The organism is Arenimonas oryziterrae DSM 21050 = YC6267, from assembly GCF_000420545.1.
GTDB classification, from domain to species: domain Bacteria; phylum Pseudomonadota; class Gammaproteobacteria; order Xanthomonadales; family Xanthomonadaceae; genus Arenimonas; species Arenimonas oryziterrae.
In genome coordinates this window covers 198,749-215,350 of the sequence record NZ_ATVD01000003.1, presented here as the reverse complement: position 1 = coordinate 215,350, position 16,602 = coordinate 198,749, and the positions used below count along the sequence as shown (strand labels likewise).

Sequence of the window (16,602 nt, the reverse complement as noted above, 5' to 3'; positions counted from 1 at the left end):
GGCCGTCGCGCGCGCAGCGGTGGACGCCGCCAAAATCGACATGTCAGGATCACTCTCGTGACCACCCAGCCCACCGACGCACACCGCCTGCGCGACCTCGCCCGCCTGCGCCGCGTCCGCGACCGCATCGATCGTTCCTTCGCGCAACCGCTGGACGTCGAGGCGCTCGCGCAGGGCGTGCACATGTCGGCCGGGCATTTGAGCCGGCAGTTCAAACTTGCGTACGGCGAGTCGGTGTATTCGTATCTGATGACGCGGCGCATCGAGCGCGCGATGGCCTTGCTGCGGCAGGGCGAGCTCAGCGTCACCGACGTGTGCTTCGAAGTGGGTTGCTCGTCGCTGGGCACGTTCAGCACGCGCTTCACCGAACTGGTCGGCGTGTCGCCGAGCGTCTACAAGCGCCAGGGCGAGGCGGCGATCGCCGGCATTCCGGCCTGCGTGGCGAAGGATGTCACGCGACCGGTCAGGAATCGAGAAGCGCCCGCGACCGAGCCAGACGTAGGCTGAGCTCGCCCCATCCACCAGGACTCACGCCATGAACCTCACCATCCACAACACCTTCCTGCCGCAGATCGATCCCGAGGCTTCGCTGGCCTTTTATCGCGACACGCTCGGCTTCGAGGTCCGCAAGGACGTCGCCTACGGCGGCCTGCGCTGGATCACCGTCGGCCCGGTCAATCAGCCCGGCACGAACCTCGTGCTGCAGCCGCCGACGCCCGGCTCCGGCGTCACCGACGAAGAGCGCCGCGTCGTCGCCGAGATGATGGCCAAGGGCACGTACGCGATCCTCACGCTCGCCACGCCCGATCTCGACGGCACCTTCGCCAAGCTGCAGGCCAGCGGCGCCGAGATCGTCCAGGAACCGACGATGCAGTTCTACGGCGTGCGCGATTGCGCGGTGCGCGATCCGGCGGGCACCTTGATTCGCATCAACGAGGTGGCCTGAGCCCACCTCGAGACAAAACCGCGCGCCGGAGAATTATTCCGGCGTCGCGACGCTTCGCAGAAGCCGATACTCCGCCGCGATCGTCGCCGCGTTCGGATCATGCCCGGCCTTGGGCAGCAGTACGAATTCCTTGCGTGGCGCGCTGATCGCGTCGAAATAGGCCTTCGCGACTTCCGGCGTCGACACGAGATCTTCTTCGCCTTCGATGATGAACACCGGCACGTCGAATTTCAGGCCCAGTTTGGGAAGATTGAGCTTGGACAGCATGCCCTCGCCGGTCAGGCCGACGAACTGGAGATACGAATAGTCTTCGCCGGCTTCGTACTCGGCCTGCCGTTCGGCGGTTGCGTACTCGGCCGGCAGCGTCCACCAGTCGGCGGGTGCGGGTGTGGATTTTTTCGCTTCGTACAGGCGCGTCGCGCGGCGCAGCACGCCGAACGCGCGCGGGTTCGTCCACGGCGGTGGGCCAAGGGCTTCGAGCGTCTCAAGGGTCTTGGCATCGTTCGCGGCACGCGCGAGCGCGAGCGTCTTCTGATAGCTCGCCAGCGGATTGTCGCGGTAGCTCACCAGCTGTCCCGCGCCGACATACGCGGTGAACAGTGCCGGCCGCGCCTTGATCATGTGCACACCGAGGATCGATCCCCAGGAGCCGCCGAGCAGCAGCACCTTCTGTTTTCCCAGGCGCTGGGTCACGTAGGCCGCGACCTCGACACCGTCCTGCGCCATCTGCTCGATCGTCAGCGTCGCGTCGGCGGCCTGCGGGTGGCGACCGAAGGTGCGGCCCGCGCCGCGCTGGTCCCACTGCACGAGGGTGAAGTCCTTTTCCCACGCGCCATACACGGCATCGGCGAACGGCGTCAGCGGGTTGCCTGGGCCGCCATGCACGAACAACACGACCGGGTTCGCGCAGCTCGCGCCCTGGATCGTCACCCATTGCTCGATGCCGCCGATCATCACGAAGCCTTGTTCGTGCACGGCCGCGGTCGCCGTGCGACAAGGCGCGAGGTTCAGATTGGGCGGCGGGGGCGCGGGGGCGAAATCGGCGAACGCGCAAAACGGTAGCAGCCACAGCAGGGCGGCGAGGGGCAGTCGGGTCATGGGGAGCGGATTTCCGGAAAGGACGTGAGGCTGGCAGACGATCGTCTTGCCGGCGCGGGCAGTATGGACCACGCCACGCGATCTGCGACGGCGATCGCGGACTTCTTATTGGCTTCACACGGATCCCATGACCGGCACACGGGCGGGGCGCAAGCTGGCGTCCAGGCCCGGATCCGGGTCAACCTGGGCGGGGAGATCAACAATGGCGGCGAACATGGAAAACGGCAGCGAACGACGCGGCAATCTCTTGCGGATCGCGGTTTGGAGCACAGCCGCCTGCCTGCTGCTCCTGCCCCTGGTAGCGATGCAGTTCACGTCAGAGGTGAACTGGACGGGGCTCGACTTCGCGGTCTTCGGCATCATGCTTCTGGTCGCTTGCAGCACCTATGAAGTCGGTGTGCGCATGTCGCGCGACACCTTCTATCGCGCCGGTGTTGGCGTGGCGGCGCTCGCGGGATTCTTCCTGGTCTGGATCAACATCGCGGTCGGCATCATCGGCAGCGAACACAACCGGGCGAACCTGATGTTCTTCGGCGTGCTCGCCGTGGGCCTCGTCGGCGCCCTCATCGCCCGTCTGCGCGCCGCAGGCATGGTGCACGCGCTGATCACGACGGCGGTGGCGCAGGCCCTGGTGCTGGTCGGCGCGCAGTTCACCGGCTCCGACCCGGCCTTGCTGCCGTTGACGGTGTGCTTCACCGGGGCGTGGCTGGTGTCCGCGGCGCTGTTCTGGAAAGCGGCGCAGCGATAGGCCGCGTCGGCGGCCCGTCGTCTAGATGGCCACGTGCACGCCCAGCTCGACCAGCCGGTTGCCGGGAATGCGGAAGAATTCCGTCGCCGGCGTCGCGTTGCGCGACATGAACAGGAACAGCTTGTCGCGCCACAGCGCCATGCCCTGATCCTTGCGCGCCGATAGCGATTCGCGGCTGGCGAAAAATGTCGTGCGCATTGGATCGAAGCCCGGTCCGGGAATGTCCCAGTGGCGCAGGGCCTTGGGCACGTCGGGATCTTCCATGTAGCCAAAGCGCAGATTCAGACGCGAGAAGCCGTCGCCGAGATCGACATAGGACACGCGTTCGCTATCGTCCGCCCGCGGGACGGCAAGCGTCTCGACCGTCAGCAGTACATTGCGCTCGTGCAGCACCTGGTTGTGCTTGAGGTTGTGCAGCAAGGCCGGCGGCAGATAGTCGTTGGACGGGGTCATGAAGACCGCCGTGCCGGGCACGCGTAGCGGCGGATCGACCGCGACGCTCTGCATGAAGTGCTCGATACGCAGGCTGTCGCGATTGATCTGCCGTCGCACCAGATCGCGGCCGCGCCGCCAGGTGCGCATGAGGGTGAACGCCGCGATGCCGATCAGTACGGGGAACCAGGCGCCTTCGGCGAACTTGATGATGTTCGCGCTGAAGAACGCCAGATCGATGCCCAGAAACAGGAGCGACGCCGGCACCAGCAGCCAGACCGGCACCCGCCAGCGCTCGTGCGCGAGCACGATGGTCAGCAGCGCACTGATCAGCATCGTGCCGGTGACGGAGACGCCGTAGGCGATGCCGAGTTTCGCCGACGAGCCGAAACCCACCACGGTCAGCATCACGGCCGCGAGCAGCGTGCGATTCACCCAGGGAATGTAGACATGCCCGATCTCGTCCCAGGACGTGTGGATGATCTGCATGCGCGGCAGATAGCCCAGCTGGATCGCCTGCCGCACGACCGAGAACGTGCCCGAGATCAGTGCCTGCGAAGCGATGACCGTGGCGAGCGTCGCCAGCACGATCATGGGTAGCTGACCCCAGGCCGGTACCAGGCGATAGAACGGGTTCGACACCGAGCTCGGATCGGCGAGGATCAAGGCGCCCTGTCCGAAGTAGTTGAGCAGCAGGCACGGAAGCACAAGACCCAGCCAGGCCAGGCGGATCGGCCGCGGTCCGAAATGGCCCATGTCGGCATACAGCGCTTCGCCACCGGTCACGGCAAGCACGACCGCGCCCAGCGCCAGCCACGCCACGACACCGTGGTGGACGAAAAAGCCGAACGCCCAGCTCGGATCCAGCGCGCGCAGCACGCCCGGGTGCGCGCTCAGTTCGGCCAGCCCCGCCGCGCCGATCGCCAGAAACCACAGGACCGTCACCGGGCCGAACAAGCGACCGACCTTCGCCACCCCCTGACGCTGCAGCGCGAACAGCAGCAGCAAGACCACCAGGGTCGCCGGCACGACGAAGCGTTCGAGCTGGGGCGCGACCACGCCCAGACCTTCGACTGCGCTGAGCACGGAAATCGCGGGAGTCAGCACGCCGTCGCCGAAAAACAGCGCCGTGCCGAAAATGCCCAGCAGGCCGACGCCATAGGCCATCGGCGCCGCGATCGGCAAACTGCGCTGCACGACCGCCATCAGGGCGAGGATGCCGCCTTCGCCGCGATTGTCGGCGCGCATGATGATGAGCACGTATTTGATCGTGACCACCAGGATCAGGGACCAGAACACCAGCGACAGCACGCCGAGCACATTGGTCTGGTCCGGTGCTAGGCCATAGTTCGGACTGAAGGCTTGCTGCAGCGTGTACAACGGACTCGTGCCGATATCGCCAAACACGATGCCGACCGCACCGAGGACCAGGGGCAGCTGCTTTCTCAGGCCAGGGGTGGCGGAGGTGTGGTTCATGCTTGCACCGAAGGAGCGGAGGCGCGCATTGTCGCGGCGCGGATGCCGTCCGGCGGCGGAAAAACCGGCGAATTTACGCAGAATTTATGCCGCGCGACGCACCCGAGACGCCCGCTTTGCGCCAAGCTTCCACCGACCCATCAAAACCGGAATCGGCCCCTAGTCAGCGATGCGACGCGAGAACGAAAAACCGCCCTTCCCGCCCGGGTCGCCGCACGACACCTCGTTCGAGCGCGAGCTCGCCGTCGCGACGTTCGCATGTGCGCTGGCGGTCGCCGCGGGTGCGCTAGCCGAGCGCTATCTCGCGTTCGACGATCTGTCGCTGGTGTTTATGACGGCGGTGATCTTCGTATCGGCGCGCAGCCGCATGACCGTCTCCGTCTTTGCGGCCGTGCTGTGCTTTCTCGCCTACAACTTCTTCTTCCTGGAGCCGCGCTACACGCTCTATCTCGCGGCGCGACATGGGCTGGTGACCGTCACGATGTTTCTCGCCGGCGCTCTGGTCTGCGGGCGGCTCGCGAACCGTCTGCGCAACCAGGTCATCCTGCTCAAGACCGCACGCGCGCATGCCGAATCGCTGCAGCAGCTCGCACAGCGGCTCACGGCGGCGGGCACCGAAGCGGAGGCGATTGCGGCCGCCACGCAGGCCCTGGCAGAGGCGCTCGACGTCGAAGCGGTCGTGCTGCACGGCCAACCGGGCAGCGCGCGCCTGATCGAGGGCGATCGCGAAAATGCGCTGCCGCGCTTCGATCCCTCCCTCGATGCCGCGGTGCGGCGCTGCTGGGCGCGCGCGACCTCCGGCGACGAGCGCGAGGTCGATCACAGCGAACGCGATATCCCCTGGCATTGCCTGCCGCTGGGGCAACCCGGGCGCTGGCTGGGCGTCGTCGCCCTGCATTTTTCGTCGCCGCTGTCGTCGTTGCCGCCCGAGCAGGCCCGTCTGGCCGAGGCGATGGTGCGCGATCTGGCGCAGGCGCTGAACCGATTGCAGCTGGGCAAACAACTGGAAAGCACGCGTTTGCAAGCCGAGACCGAACGCCTGCGGGCGGCGCTGTTGTCTTCGGTGTCGCATGATCTGCGCTCGCCACTGTCGACGATCATCGGCAGCGCCGAAAGTCTCGACGTCTATCGCGATCAGCTCTCGGTCGATGACCAGCGCCAGCTCGCGCGCGACATTCTCGGCGAAGGCCGGCGCCTGGACCGTTACATCCAGAACCTGCTCGACATGACGCGACTCGGCCATGGCGCGCCGGCGCTCGAGCGCCAATGGGTCGGTCTGGACGACATCGTCGGCACCGCGATCCTGCGCGCGAAGCGAGTGCATCCCGATCGCGCCGTCGAACTGCAGCTGCCGGCGATCATTCCGCTGCTACAAGTCAATCCGCCGCTGTTCGAGCAGGCGCTGTTCAACGTGCTCGACAATGCGGCGAAGTTTTCGCCGGTGGGCTCGCCTTTGCGCGTGCGTGCCGACGCGGACAGCGAGTCCATCCGCATCGACATCATCGATGCCGGCCCCGGCATTCCGGAGGAAGAACGCGACGCGGTGTTCGACATGTTCCATAGCGTGTCGCGCGGCGATCGCCGTCCGAACGGCACCGGCCTGGGCCTGACGATCTGTCGCGGTATCCTGCGCGCGCACGGCGGCGAGGCGATGGCCATGGCGCGGGGCGACGATCCGGGCACGGTGCTGCGTCTGTCGCTGCCGTTCGAACCCGCGCCCTCCGACCTGCCCAAGGACGAGTGAGATGTCCGCCCGCATCCTGGTCATCGACGACGAACTGCAGATCCGCCGTTTTCTCGGCATCAGCCTGCGCGCGCAGGGCTATGTCGTCGACGAAGCGGCCGACGGACAGTCGGGTCTGGCGGCGTTGGCGACGCGCGGTGCCGACGCGGTGGTACTCGATCTGGGCTTGCCCGATCGCGACGGCCGCGACGTGCTGCGCGATCTGCGTGCCTGGTCCTCGGTGCCGGTGATCGTGCTTTCGGTGCGTGCGCAGGAGGGCGAGAAAGTCGCCTTGCTCGATGCCGGCGCGAACGACTACCTGACCAAACCCTTTGGCGTGCAGGAGCTCGCGGCGCGCTTGCGCGTGCTGTTGCGCGCCGACCGCGACCCCGACGAGACCGAGCCGCTGACGCTCGGCGAGCTGCGCATCGACACCCGTCGTCGCCTGGTGCTGCGCAAGGGCGAACCGGTGCCGCTGACCCGCAAGGAATGGGCGCTGCTTGCCCTGCTGCTGCGCCATCGCGGGCGCGTGCTGACGCAGTCGCAGCTGCTGCGCGAACTCTGGGGCCCCACGCATACGACCGACACCCACTATCTACGCATCCTCGTCGCCAAGCTGCGCGCCAAGCTCGGCGACGAGGCCGCGAACCCGCGCTACATCGCGACCGAGCCCGGCGTCGGGCTGCGCTTCGTCGACGTGTAGACCTTGCGCCGCGTCAGCGCGCCGTCTTGCCCAAATCACGATCCCACGCCGGCGCCTCACCAAAGCGCTCAGCCAGAAAATCCAGAAAACTGCGCACGATCAATGGCATTTGCCGGCGCGAGGTGTACACGCCGTAGATGCCCATCGTGGCGACGCGGTGGTCGGGCAGCACGATCGCCAGTTCGCCGCTGGCCAGGTGCGGTGCGACGAGATAGGTCGGCAGCATCGCGATGCCGGCATGGGCGCGCACGGCCTGCATCAAAGCGGTTGCATCGTTGGCACTGATCGGGCCGTCGACGGCGACGGATGTCGTCACGCCCTCGCGTTCCAGGGCCCAGAGTTGGCGACCGACGTAGTGGTGCGTCAGGCAGGAATGCGCGATCAGGTCGTCGGGCTGTTCGGGTCGGCCGCGTTTTTGCAGATACGCCGGCGTCGCGCACAGCACGGAACGGCAGACCGACAGCTGACGCGCGATCAGACCCGGATCGAGCGCCGGACTGATGCGGATCGCCAGATCAATGCGCTCCTCGACTAGGTTCACCGAGCGATCGAGCAGCAGCATGTCCACGGCGGTCCCGGCATGCCGCGCGACGTAGTCGGCGACGGCGGCGGCCATCTGGCTCAGGCCGAACGAGGTGCTGCAGGTGATGCGGATGCGGCCGTGCGGGGCGGCGTCGGGGGCGGCCGAAACGGCGCGCAGATCGTCGCCAAGTTCGAGCAGGGTGCGGCAGCGTGCGAGGGCGGCTTCGCCGGCGGGCGTCAGGCTCAGGCGGCGCGTCGTGCGGTGGAGCAGACGTGCGCCGAGCCAGGTTTCGAGCTCGCCCAGGTAGCGCGTAGCCATTGCGCGCGACATCGCCAGGGACTCGGCGGCGGCCGTCAGGCTGCCGCGGTCCGCGACCTCGACGAACACCTGCATCGCGGTCATCCGGTCCATTTGTCCGATCCACGCAACAGTTTGTGGACTTATACGCGGTTTTTCGCGCGGGATCATTGGCCTATCGTGACGTCCAACGACCTCACCGCCCTGTGGAGCCCCCGCGATGACCTCGCCTCTCAAGACCGCGTCCGCCCTCGTCCTCGCCGCTGGCCTCGGGGCCTGTTCGTCGCCGACGCCCACTCCGCCGCCCGCTAAGGAACCCGCCGCCATGACCACTGCTCCGAACCCGATCGCCGCGCCGCTGCGCATCGAAACCTACAACCCCGGCGCCGCCGGCATCTTCGAGGTGTCCTCGACCCTGGTCACCGGCGCGCACGAGGCCGTGCTGGTCAACGCGCAGTTCTCGACGCTCGACGCGGACAAACTCGTCGCGATGATCCGCGCCTCGGGCAAGACGTTGACGACGATCTACATCAGTCACGGCGATCCCGATTTCTATTTCGGTCTCGAGACCCTGACCGCCGCGTTCCCGGACGCGAAGGTGCTCGCGACGCCGAGCACGATCGCCCACATGCAGAAAACCTCGGCCGGCAAGCTCGCGTTCTGGGGCCCGAAACTCGGCGCAGGCGCGCCCTCGCGCATCGTCCTGCCGGCGCCGGTGACCGGCAACACGATCACGCTCGAAGGCCAGTCGCTCGAGATCCTCGGCCTTGACGGTCCGACGCCGGATCGCACCGTGCTGTGGATTCCGTCGATCCGCACGGTCGTCGGCGGCATTCCGGTTTTCGCCGGCGAGCATGTCTGGATGGCCGATACGCAATCGCCGCAGTCGCATGCCGACTGGTTGGCGATGCTCGATCGTCTCGTGGCGCTGCGGCCCGAGCACGTGGTTCCCGGTCATTTCGAACCGGGCGTGCCGCAGGATATCGCCGCACTGACATTCACCGCCGATTACATCCGTGCCTTCGACGAAGAAACGGCAAAGGCCAAGGACGGCAATGCCCTCATCGCAGCGATGAAACAGCGCTACCCCACGCTGAAGGGCGTCGCCTCGCTGGAACTGAGTGCGAAGGTGGCCAAGGGCGAGATGCAGTGGCCTTGAGGACGGCGTAGTGCATTGCGGCCCGTGGACTTATGATCGGGGTGCCGCGTTCGAGGATGGACCTCGATCCTCGCCACGATAAGGAAGCGCCGCCATGCATGTCTCCGCCTACGCCGCCCAATCCGCCACCACGCCGCTCGTGCCGTTCACCGCCGCGCGCCGCGAACCGCGTCCCGATGACGTGACCATCGACATCGCGTATTGCGGTGTCTGCCATTCGGACCTGCATCAGGCGCGCAACGACTGGGGCAACAGCAAGTTTCCGATGGTGCCCGGGCACGAAATCATCGGTCGCGTAACGGCGGTCGGAACGGCGGTGACGCGCTTCGCGGTCGGCGATCAGGTCGGTGTCGGCTGCATGGTCGACTCCTGCCAGCAATGCGCGTCCTGCAGCCGCGGCCTGGAGCAGTACTGCGAAAAAGGCAGCACACTGACCTACAACGGCGTCGACCGGCGCGACGGCCTGCCGACCTTCGGCGGCTATTCCGAACGCATCGTGGTCAACGACAAGTTCGTCGTGAAGATTCCCGACGGCCTCGATCTCGCCGGTGCGGCGCCGCTGCTGTGCGCCGGCATCACGACCTGGTCGCCGCTGCGCCAGTGGAACATCGGCCATGGCAACAAGGTCGCGGTCGTCGGTCTCGGCGGCCTCGGACATATGGCGCTCAAGCTCGCGCGCGCGCTGGGTGCGGAAGTCACGCTGTTCACGCGCTCGCCCGACAAGGAAGCCGATGCGCGTGCGCTCGGCGCGCACCACGTGGTGCTGTCCACCGACAGCGCGCAGATGAAGGCCAGTGCCCGCCAGTTCGATCTGATCATCGACACCGTGCCCTATGCGCACGATCTCAACCCGTATCTGCCGACGCTCGCGCTGGACGGCACGATCGTGCTGGTCGGCTATCTGGGCCCGCTCAATCCGCCCGTGAATTCGATGCTGCTCATCGGCGGCCGCAAATCCGTCGCCGGTTCAGCGATCGGCGGCATCGCCGAAACGCAGGAGATGCTCGATTTCTGCGGCGAACACGGCATCACCTCCGACATCGAGGTGATCCGCATGCAGGACATCAATGCCGCCTACGAGCGCATGCTAAAGAGCGACGTGAAGTATCGCTTCGTGATCGATCTGGCCTCGTTGCGGGCCTGAGCCCCGACGACGATCCGCCCGCCACGAAAAAGCCCGCCGAAAGGCGGGCTTTTTGATGGTTCGATCACCGCCTCGGCGGCAGGATCTTCGTCAGACGAAGATCACTTGATCTTGCCTTCCTTGTACATCACGTGCTTACGGACGACGGGATCGTACTTCAGGATTTCCATCTTGTTCGGCGTGGTCTTCTTGTTCTTGTCGGTCGTGTAGAAATGACCGGTGCCGGCCGAGGAGGTCAGGCGAATCTTGTCGCGCTTGGATGCCATGGTGGATTCTCCTTAGACCTTTTCGCCGCGAGCGCGAAGCTCAGCGATGACGGTGTCGATGCCGTTCTTGTCGATGGTACGCAGGCCATTGGCCGAGACGCTCAGTTTGATCCAGCGGTTTTCGCTGGCCACCCAGAAGCGGCGCGTATGGATATTGGGGATGAAAGTGCGGCGGGTGCGGTTGTTGGCATGACTGACGTTGTTACCCGTCATCATTTTCTTGCCGGTAACCTGGCAAATACGGCTCATGGCGTACCTCGATCATTGTTTGTCACCCATAGCCCGGGTGAAATCGGCCCAGCGAATGCCGCTTTCGGCGGCGTCGCACGCGATACGGAAAGAATTCTCGCTGCGCCAAACGGGCCGGAATCGCGTTTCCGGGGCCGGGGCCTGCAGGGCGGGAGCGCAGCGAGCCGCGAAGTATCGGGGAATTCAGTAGTCCGGTCAAGGACTTAGCTGCGTTTTCGGTGGCTGCGCGTGCACGTGATGTGCGACCATGACGGTGGAAAAGCAATAAAAACAATAAGTTGGCAACGCCGCCTGCGGCTTCTTGAGTTCTCTCGGTGCAAGAGCGGTCCCTTCGCAGCCCGGTCACTCCGTCGTGCGGGGCTCGCCGCCCGCTCCGGCGCTAGCGCCATCCATGATTGATTGGAGCCCCGGTCCCGCCTCGCCGCGGCGGTGAAGTGCAGGCCATGGATGGCCGGAACGGCCGCTCGTGAGCTGCCACGGATGGCGCTGCGCGCGAGCGGGCGCCGCCGCGGCGAGGCGGGGCCGGGGCGGACTTATGGACATGACCCGCCCACGGCCGTAACGGCCGCTATCGCCGCTCCCGCTGGCTGGCGTCAGTGAGTGTTGCGGTCCCGATGCCAGCCGCGGTGCTTGATGTCCAGGTACAGGCTGTACAGGGCGGTGAAGGCCGGGAACAGGTTCTGCACCACGCCGACCGCGTCCTGTTTGGACGAGAACACGAAATAGCTCAGCGTCATCAGGCTGCCGACTACGCTCATGTACCAGAACGCGCGCGGGATCACCGGCTTGCCCGCGCGCTTGGACGCGACGAACTGCACCAGCCAACGGCCGCCGAACATCAGCGCGCCGACCAGGCCGATCAGTTTCCACAGGGTGATGTGCAGGCCGAAGCCGCTGAGCCAGACGATCTGCTCGTTCATGGGCGGGCGACTTCCCGCGTCGCGGTGACCTTGCTGCGCTTGATCAGCCAGCCCACGCCGCGCAGATCGGCCAGGCCGACCCAGGCGCGACCGAGATTGTTGTACTTGGACACGCCGGTCGAGCGCTCGCGGTGATTCACCGGCACGCTGACCGATTGCCAGCCCGCGCGTTTGACCAGGGCCGGCAGGTAACGATGCATGTGATCGAAATAGGGCAGGTCCAGGAACAGCGCGCGCTCGAACAGCTTGATGCCGCAGCCGGTGTCGGGCGTCTCGTCGCGCAACAGGCGCGAGCGGATCGCGTTGGCGATCTTCGAGGCCCAGCGCTTGGAGCCGGTGTCCTTGCGGTTCACGCGCCAGCCTGCGAACAGCTTGATCGCGCTATCGGCCGTCTCGCGCGCTTCGAGCAGTTTCGGGATGTCGGCCGGATCGTTCTGGCCGTCGCCGTCGAGCGTGGCGATCCACGCGCCGCGCGCGGCTTTGACGCCGTTGCGCACGGCCGTACTCTGGCCGCTCTGTTTGACGTGCTGCACGACGCGCAATTCCGGCGTGCCGGCCATCAGGCCGGTGAGCACCGCGAGCGTGTCGTCCTTGGACTGGTCATCGACGTAGACGATCTCGAAGGGCAGCTTGCCGCGCAAGGCCGCGACGATCTCCCCGACCAGGGGGGCGACGTTGTCGCGTTCGTTGAATACCGGCACGACGACCGAGAGTTCGGGCGTCGAAAGCAAATGCGGGTCTTCGGCCGTCATGCGGCGTCTCCATGCAGTTCGCGGCGGTCGGACGCAGGGGACCGTGTCGCCGTCGGATCAGTGCGTGCCATCGCTCAGTCGGCGCGGCCGCGGATCTTTTCCAGGATGCCTTCGAGCGCATCCAGACCGTGGTAATTGATCACCAGTTTGCCGCGTCCGCCGCGACCGTGCTGCACGGCGACCTTGGCGCCGAGACGCTCGCCGAGCTCGCGTTCGAGCGAAGCGATGTCGGCATCGGCCTTCTTGACCGGCGCCACCGCTTTCTTGCTCGGGATCTTGCCCTGCGCGAACTGCTGCGCGCGGCGTTCGACTTCGCGCACCGACAGGCCCAGTTCGGCCGCTTCGCGGGCCAGGGAAATCGCCGCCTGCGGCGCCAGCGTCAGCAGCGCGCGGGCATGGCCCATCTCGAGTTTCTTTTCCTCGAGCAGCTTGCGGATTTCCTCAGGCAGCTCGAGCAGGCGCAACAGGTTCGACACCGCCGCGCGCGACCGGCCGACGGCTTCGGCGGCCTGCTGGTGCGTAAGCGAGAACTCGTCGATGAGGCGGGTCAGCGCCAGGGCTTCTTCGAGCGGATTGAGGTCTTCGCGCTGGATGTTCTCGATCAGCGCCATCGCGATGACCGCGCGGTCGTCGACTTCGCGCAACACGACCGGGATGTCGGTCAGGCCGGCGAGCTGCGCCGCGCGCCAGCGGCGTTCGCCGGCGATGATTTCGTACTTGCCCTTGCCGATCTCGCGCACGACGATCGGCTGGATCACGCCCTGCGCCTTGATCGATTCGGCGAGTTCGGCCAGACGGTCCGAGTCCATGCCCGTGCGCGGCTGGTACTTGCCCGGCTGCATGAGATGGATGCCCAGCGTGCGCATCGCGTCGCTATGGATTTCTTCCGGGGTAGCCGCCGCCGCAGCCTTGCTGGTTCCGAGCAGGGCATCCAGCCCGCGACCCAGTCCGCGTTTCTTGACAGCCATTACGCGGTCTCCTTGTGTTTCTTCTCGCGACGCACGATTTCTCCGGCCAGGCCCATGTAGGCGATGCCGCCGCGCGAGGCCTTGTCGTAACCGACGATGCTTTGGCCGTGGCTCGGCGCTTCGGCCAGACGCACGTTGCGCGGAATGATCGAGCGGAACACCTTGTCGCCGAAATGCGTGGTCAGTTCGCCCGACACGGCATTGGCCAGGTTGTTGCGCACGTCGTACATGGTGCGCACGATGCCTTCGATCTGCAGCGCCGGATTCAGGCGCTGCTTGAGCGCGTCGATGGTATTGACCAGGGCCGACAGGCCTTCGAGCGCGAAGTATTCGCACTGCATGGGCACGATGACGCCGTCGGCCGCCGCCAGCGCATTGAGCGTGAGCAGGGACAGCGAGGGCGGGCAGTCGATGAGGATGTAGTGGTAGTTCTCGCGGATCGGCAGCAGCGCGGCTTTCAGCCGCTGCTCGCGCTCGGTCTGGTCCATGAGCTGGATTTCCGCGGCGGTCAGGTCGATGTTGCCCGGCAGCAGGTCGTAGCCTTCGGCCGTGGTGACGATCGCGGCGGCGGCGTCGCATTCGCGCAGCAGCACTTCGCAGGTCGAGTTTTCCAGGTCGCGTTTGTCCACGCCCGAGGCCATGGTGGCATTGCCCTGCGGATCGAGATCGATCAGCAGCACCTTGCGCGGCGACGCGGCCAGCGCGGCGGCGAGGTTGACGGCAGTGGTGGTTTTTCCCACGCCGCCTTTCTGGTTGGCAATGGCGATGATGCGACCCATGAACGCTTTCCTTGCAGGCAGGCCGGGGCCAGACCCGCCCGCGGGGACCCCGAGCGGGCAATTATGCCGGTTCGGCCGCTCCGGTGGCGGATGCCCGGGTCACGATGTGCGTCAGGCCGCGCTTTCGCGCGCGATGACCACCAGATGACGCTCGGCATCGAGCCCGGGCACGATCAGCGTATGGACCGCCGACAGTGCCCAGCCGGGCGGTAACTCGGCGACTTCCTCGTCCACGCGCGGGCCTTTCATCGCCAGCAGGCGCCCATGGGGCGCGAGCAGATGCCCGCCCACGGCCAGGATGCCGGCCAGACGATCCAGGGCGCGGGCGGTGATCAGATCGAAGGCGCCGGGCTCGGCGACGGCCTCGGCACGCGATTCGAGCACGCGGGCATTGCCCAGGCCGAGCTGACGCACGGCTTCGCGCAGGAAGCGCGCTTTCTTGCCATTGCTCTCGACCAGGGCAACCTGCAGGCCGGGTTTGGCGATCGCCAGCGGAATGCCGGGCAGGCCCGGGCCGGTGCCCAGATCGGCCAGGCGCTCGTCGTGCACATGCGCATGCATGGCCAGCGAATCGAGCAGGTGCTTGACCAGCATCTCGCGCGGATCGCGGATCGCGGTGAGGTTGTAGGCCTGGTTCCAGCGATCGAGCAGGGCGAGGTAGTCGAGCAGGCGCGGCGCCAGCGTGCGGGGCAGGTCGAGCGCGGCGAGCCCCGATTCGAGCTCGGGTTGCAGATGACGGAGCGGATTCATGGACGCATTGTCCACGACCGCCGCGTCCCCCGGTAGGAGCCGGCTTGCCGGCGACCACAAGAGCGATGGTCCGACGCGGTCGCCAGCCAGCTGGCTCCTACGTTAGGCTGGGGAATGTCTACGGTTCTGCTTACTGGCGCCAACGGATTTCTGGGTCAGCACCTGCTGCGCGAACTGGTCGCGGCTGGCGCCGACGTGCGTGCGTTGTCGCGGCGTGACCGCGCCGATGCCGACATCCGCGCGCTCGGCGGCACACCGGTTCGCGGCGACGTGACCGACGTCGCTGCTTTGCGCGCGGCGATGGCCGGCGTCGAGACGGTGTTCCATACCGCCGCCGACACCAATACCTGGCGTCCGGCCAACGCCGCGCAGACGCGCACGAATGTCGGCGGCGCGCAGAACCTGCTGGCCGCCGCGCGCGAGGCCGGCGTGCAAGGCTTCCTGCACACTTCTAGTGTCTCCGCGTATTCGCATCTGGTGCATGACACCTTGCGCGAGGACGTGCCGCAGCGCGGCGGCGACAGCTGGATCAACTACGAGCGCACGAAATTCCTGGCCGAACAGGCCGTGCGCGAATCCGGCCTGCCCTTCCTCATTTTTCAGCCCTCGCACATCCTCGGTCCGGGCGACACGCGCAACTGGTCGCGCCTGATTCGTCTGGTCGATGCGGACAAGCTGCCCGGCGTACCGCCGGGCTCGGGCGCGTTCGCCGACGTGCGCGAAATCGCCAAGGCGCAGGTGCGCGCCTGGCAGCGCGGCAAATACGGCGAGGCCTATCTGCTCGGCGGCGAGCACGCGAGCTTCCTCGAACTCGTCACCGAGATTGGCCGCCAGCTGGGCCGCAAGACGCCGGCGCGGGCGACGCCGGCGTTCGCGATCCGCCTGCTCGCGCAGGGCAAATACCTCGCGTCGCTGATCACGAAAAAAGCGCCGGACATCACGCCCGAGGGTGCGATGTTCACCTGCCACGATCTGCGCGTGGATTCGGGCAAGGCGATGCGCGACCTCGACTACCGGGCGACCGCGCTGCCTGCGCTACTGGCCGACACCATCGCCTGGCTGCGCGCGGAAAAACTCATCGCCTGAGCTCGCGGCCGCGAGCGGCAACAGATCGCCGCCATACGAGAGCACCGTGCCCAGGCCGGGCAACGCGAAAGAAACAAAAAAGCGATAGCGCCCGTCGACGATGCGCTTGCCGGCTTGCGAACGCGGCAACAGCCAGCGCGGCAGCGGCAAACCGAAGGCACGCGCGCCGCGCAGGCGCCAGGTCCAGCCGCCGTCGTCGATATCCACGCCCAGCCACAATTCCACCGGGCCGGTGCGTTCGCGCCAGCCACCGTCGGGCCAGGTGCCGAACGGCACGAACACCGAGGCCATGCGTGTGCCCGCGTCAAAACAACGGTCCCAGTACAGATTGCCGGGATCGTGGCTGATATCGACACGCAAGGTATGTGCGCCGGCGCGATCGGGAATGCCGAGGCGGCGCGCAAGCCGTCGCCCGATTACACCCGCGAGGCCGGTACCGAACGCGATCACGACCGGCCCCGACAACACGCCGCCCTCGCGATGCAGGGTCTGCAGCAAGGGATGCAGACGCGCGAACTGCGGCCCCAGCCAGTCGACGACCGGATGCCCCGAAAAATCAGTCATCCCCCATTCCTCCCTTCTC

19 protein-coding genes are annotated in these 16,602 nt (G+C 66.7%); 8 read left to right on the top strand and 11 right to left on the bottom strand.

Annotated features, from left to right (window positions below; genetic code table 11):
- Positions 1 to 57 precede the first annotated feature (57 nt).
- Complete coding sequence (locus G467_RS0109370; protein ID WP_022969479.1) at positions 58 to 507, top strand: helix-turn-helix transcriptional regulator; 450 nt, start codon at positions 58 to 60, stop codon at positions 505 to 507.
- A 28-nt stretch (positions 508 to 535) separates the two neighbouring features.
- On the top strand, positions 536 to 946 hold the full coding sequence (locus tag G467_RS0109365; protein ID WP_022969478.1) for a VOC family protein: 411 nt from the start codon (positions 536 to 538) through the stop codon (positions 944 to 946).
- A gap of 33 nt (positions 947 to 979) precedes the next feature.
- Here G467_RS0109365 and G467_RS0109360 read toward each other — a convergent pair whose 3' ends face one another.
- Positions 980 to 2,044, bottom strand: a complete 1,065-nt coding sequence (locus G467_RS0109360; RefSeq protein ID WP_022969477.1) for an alpha/beta fold hydrolase — start codon at positions 2,042 to 2,044, stop codon at positions 980 to 982.
- 202 nt (positions 2,045 to 2,246) lie between these two features.
- On the opposite strand from G467_RS0109360, the gene G467_RS0109355 reads away from it, so the two are divergent.
- Entirely contained in the window at positions 2,247 to 2,792 is a 546-nt protein-coding gene (locus tag G467_RS0109355; RefSeq protein WP_022969476.1) for a hypothetical protein, read from the top strand.
- A 21-nt stretch (positions 2,793 to 2,813) separates the two neighbouring features.
- Here G467_RS0109355 and G467_RS0109350 read toward each other — a convergent pair whose 3' ends face one another.
- The gene (locus tag G467_RS0109350) at positions 2,814 to 4,700 is read right to left on the bottom strand and encodes a potassium transporter Kup (protein ID WP_022969475.1); all 1,887 of its coding nucleotides are present in this window, start codon (positions 4,698 to 4,700) and stop codon (positions 2,814 to 2,816) included.
- Between the two features lie 169 nt (positions 4,701 to 4,869).
- On the opposite strand from G467_RS0109350, the gene G467_RS16185 reads away from it, so the two are divergent.
- Both G467_RS16185 and G467_RS0109340 read left to right on the top strand, forming a co-directional pair.
- Positions 4,870 to 6,444: a sensor histidine kinase gene (locus tag G467_RS16185; RefSeq protein ID WP_022969474.1), complete on the top strand. Its 1,575-nt coding sequence runs from the start codon at positions 4,870 to 4,872 to the stop codon at positions 6,442 to 6,444.
- Position 6,445: 1 nt separating this feature from the next.
- Complete coding sequence (locus G467_RS0109340) at positions 6,446 to 7,126, top strand: response regulator (protein ID WP_022969473.1); 681 nt, start codon at positions 6,446 to 6,448, stop codon at positions 7,124 to 7,126.
- A gap of 13 nt (positions 7,127 to 7,139) precedes the next feature.
- On the opposite strand, the gene G467_RS0109335 is transcribed toward G467_RS0109340, so the two are convergent.
- Positions 7,140 to 8,060, bottom strand: coding sequence for a LysR family transcriptional regulator (locus G467_RS0109335; RefSeq protein WP_022969472.1), 921 nt, complete (start codon positions 8,058 to 8,060; stop codon positions 7,140 to 7,142).
- Between the two features lie 106 nt (positions 8,061 to 8,166).
- On the opposite strand from G467_RS0109335, the gene G467_RS0109330 reads away from it, so the two are divergent.
- Both G467_RS0109330 and G467_RS0109325 read left to right on the top strand, forming a co-directional pair.
- Positions 8,167 to 9,105 carry an MBL fold metallo-hydrolase gene (locus tag G467_RS0109330; RefSeq protein ID WP_022969471.1) on the top strand — a complete coding sequence of 313 codons (939 nt, stop codon included), beginning with the start codon at positions 8,167 to 8,169 and terminating at the stop codon, positions 9,103 to 9,105.
- Positions 9,106 to 9,199: 94 nt separating this feature from the next.
- Entirely contained in the window at positions 9,200 to 10,249 is a 1,050-nt protein-coding gene (locus tag G467_RS0109325) for an NAD(P)-dependent alcohol dehydrogenase (RefSeq protein ID WP_022969470.1), read from the top strand.
- Between the two features lie 101 nt (positions 10,250 to 10,350).
- On the opposite strand, the gene rpmG is transcribed toward G467_RS0109325, so the two are convergent.
- The 7 genes from rpmG to rsmG all read right to left on the bottom strand — a co-directional run bounded on the left by rpmG (position 10,351) and on the right by rsmG (position 14,948).
- Positions 10,351 to 10,515, bottom strand: coding sequence for a 50S ribosomal protein L33 (gene rpmG / locus G467_RS0109320; RefSeq protein ID WP_022969469.1), 165 nt, complete (start codon positions 10,513 to 10,515; stop codon positions 10,351 to 10,353).
- Between the two features lie 12 nt (positions 10,516 to 10,527).
- Positions 10,528 to 10,764 (bottom strand): 50S ribosomal protein L28, encoded by a 237-nt coding sequence (gene rpmB / locus G467_RS0109315; protein WP_026802530.1) that lies wholly within the window; start codon positions 10,762 to 10,764, stop codon positions 10,528 to 10,530.
- A 593-nt stretch (positions 10,765 to 11,357) separates the two neighbouring features.
- Positions 11,358 to 11,684 carry a lipid-A-disaccharide synthase N-terminal domain-containing protein gene (locus G467_RS0109310; protein WP_022969468.1) on the bottom strand — a complete coding sequence of 109 codons (327 nt, stop codon included), beginning with the start codon at positions 11,682 to 11,684 and terminating at the stop codon, positions 11,358 to 11,360.
- Positions 11,681 to 12,436 carry a glycosyltransferase family 2 protein gene (locus tag G467_RS0109305; protein WP_022969467.1) on the bottom strand — a complete coding sequence of 252 codons (756 nt, stop codon included), beginning with the start codon at positions 12,434 to 12,436 and terminating at the stop codon, positions 11,681 to 11,683. The genes G467_RS0109310 and G467_RS0109305 overlap by 4 nt, the downstream gene beginning before the upstream one ends.
- Positions 12,437 to 12,510: 74 nt before the next feature.
- Positions 12,511 to 13,404: a ParB/RepB/Spo0J family partition protein gene (locus G467_RS0109300; protein ID WP_022969466.1), complete on the bottom strand. Its 894-nt coding sequence runs from the start codon at positions 13,402 to 13,404 to the stop codon at positions 12,511 to 12,513.
- Positions 13,404 to 14,183 carry a ParA family protein gene (locus tag G467_RS0109295; protein ID WP_022969465.1) on the bottom strand — a complete coding sequence of 260 codons (780 nt, stop codon included), beginning with the start codon at positions 14,181 to 14,183 and terminating at the stop codon, positions 13,404 to 13,406. The genes G467_RS0109300 and G467_RS0109295 overlap by 1 nt, the downstream gene beginning before the upstream one ends.
- A 111-nt stretch (positions 14,184 to 14,294) precedes the next feature.
- Entirely contained in the window at positions 14,295 to 14,948 is a 654-nt protein-coding gene (gene rsmG, locus G467_RS0109290) for a 16S rRNA (guanine(527)-N(7))-methyltransferase RsmG (protein ID WP_026802528.1), read from the bottom strand.
- A 99-nt stretch (positions 14,949 to 15,047) separates the two neighbouring features.
- Here rsmG and G467_RS0109285 point away from each other — a divergent pair, with 99 nt between their 5' ends.
- Entirely contained in the window at positions 15,048 to 16,019 is a 972-nt protein-coding gene (locus G467_RS0109285) for an NAD-dependent epimerase/dehydratase family protein (protein ID WP_022969463.1), read from the top strand.
- On the opposite strand, the gene G467_RS0109280 is transcribed toward G467_RS0109285, so the two are convergent.
- A complete protein-coding gene (locus tag G467_RS0109280) occupies positions 15,969 to 16,583 on the bottom strand; it encodes a DUF4166 domain-containing protein (protein WP_022969462.1) in 615 nt (204 codons plus the stop codon). The genes G467_RS0109285 and G467_RS0109280 overlap by 51 nt on opposite strands.
- Between the last annotated feature and the right edge of the window lie 19 nt (positions 16,584 to 16,602).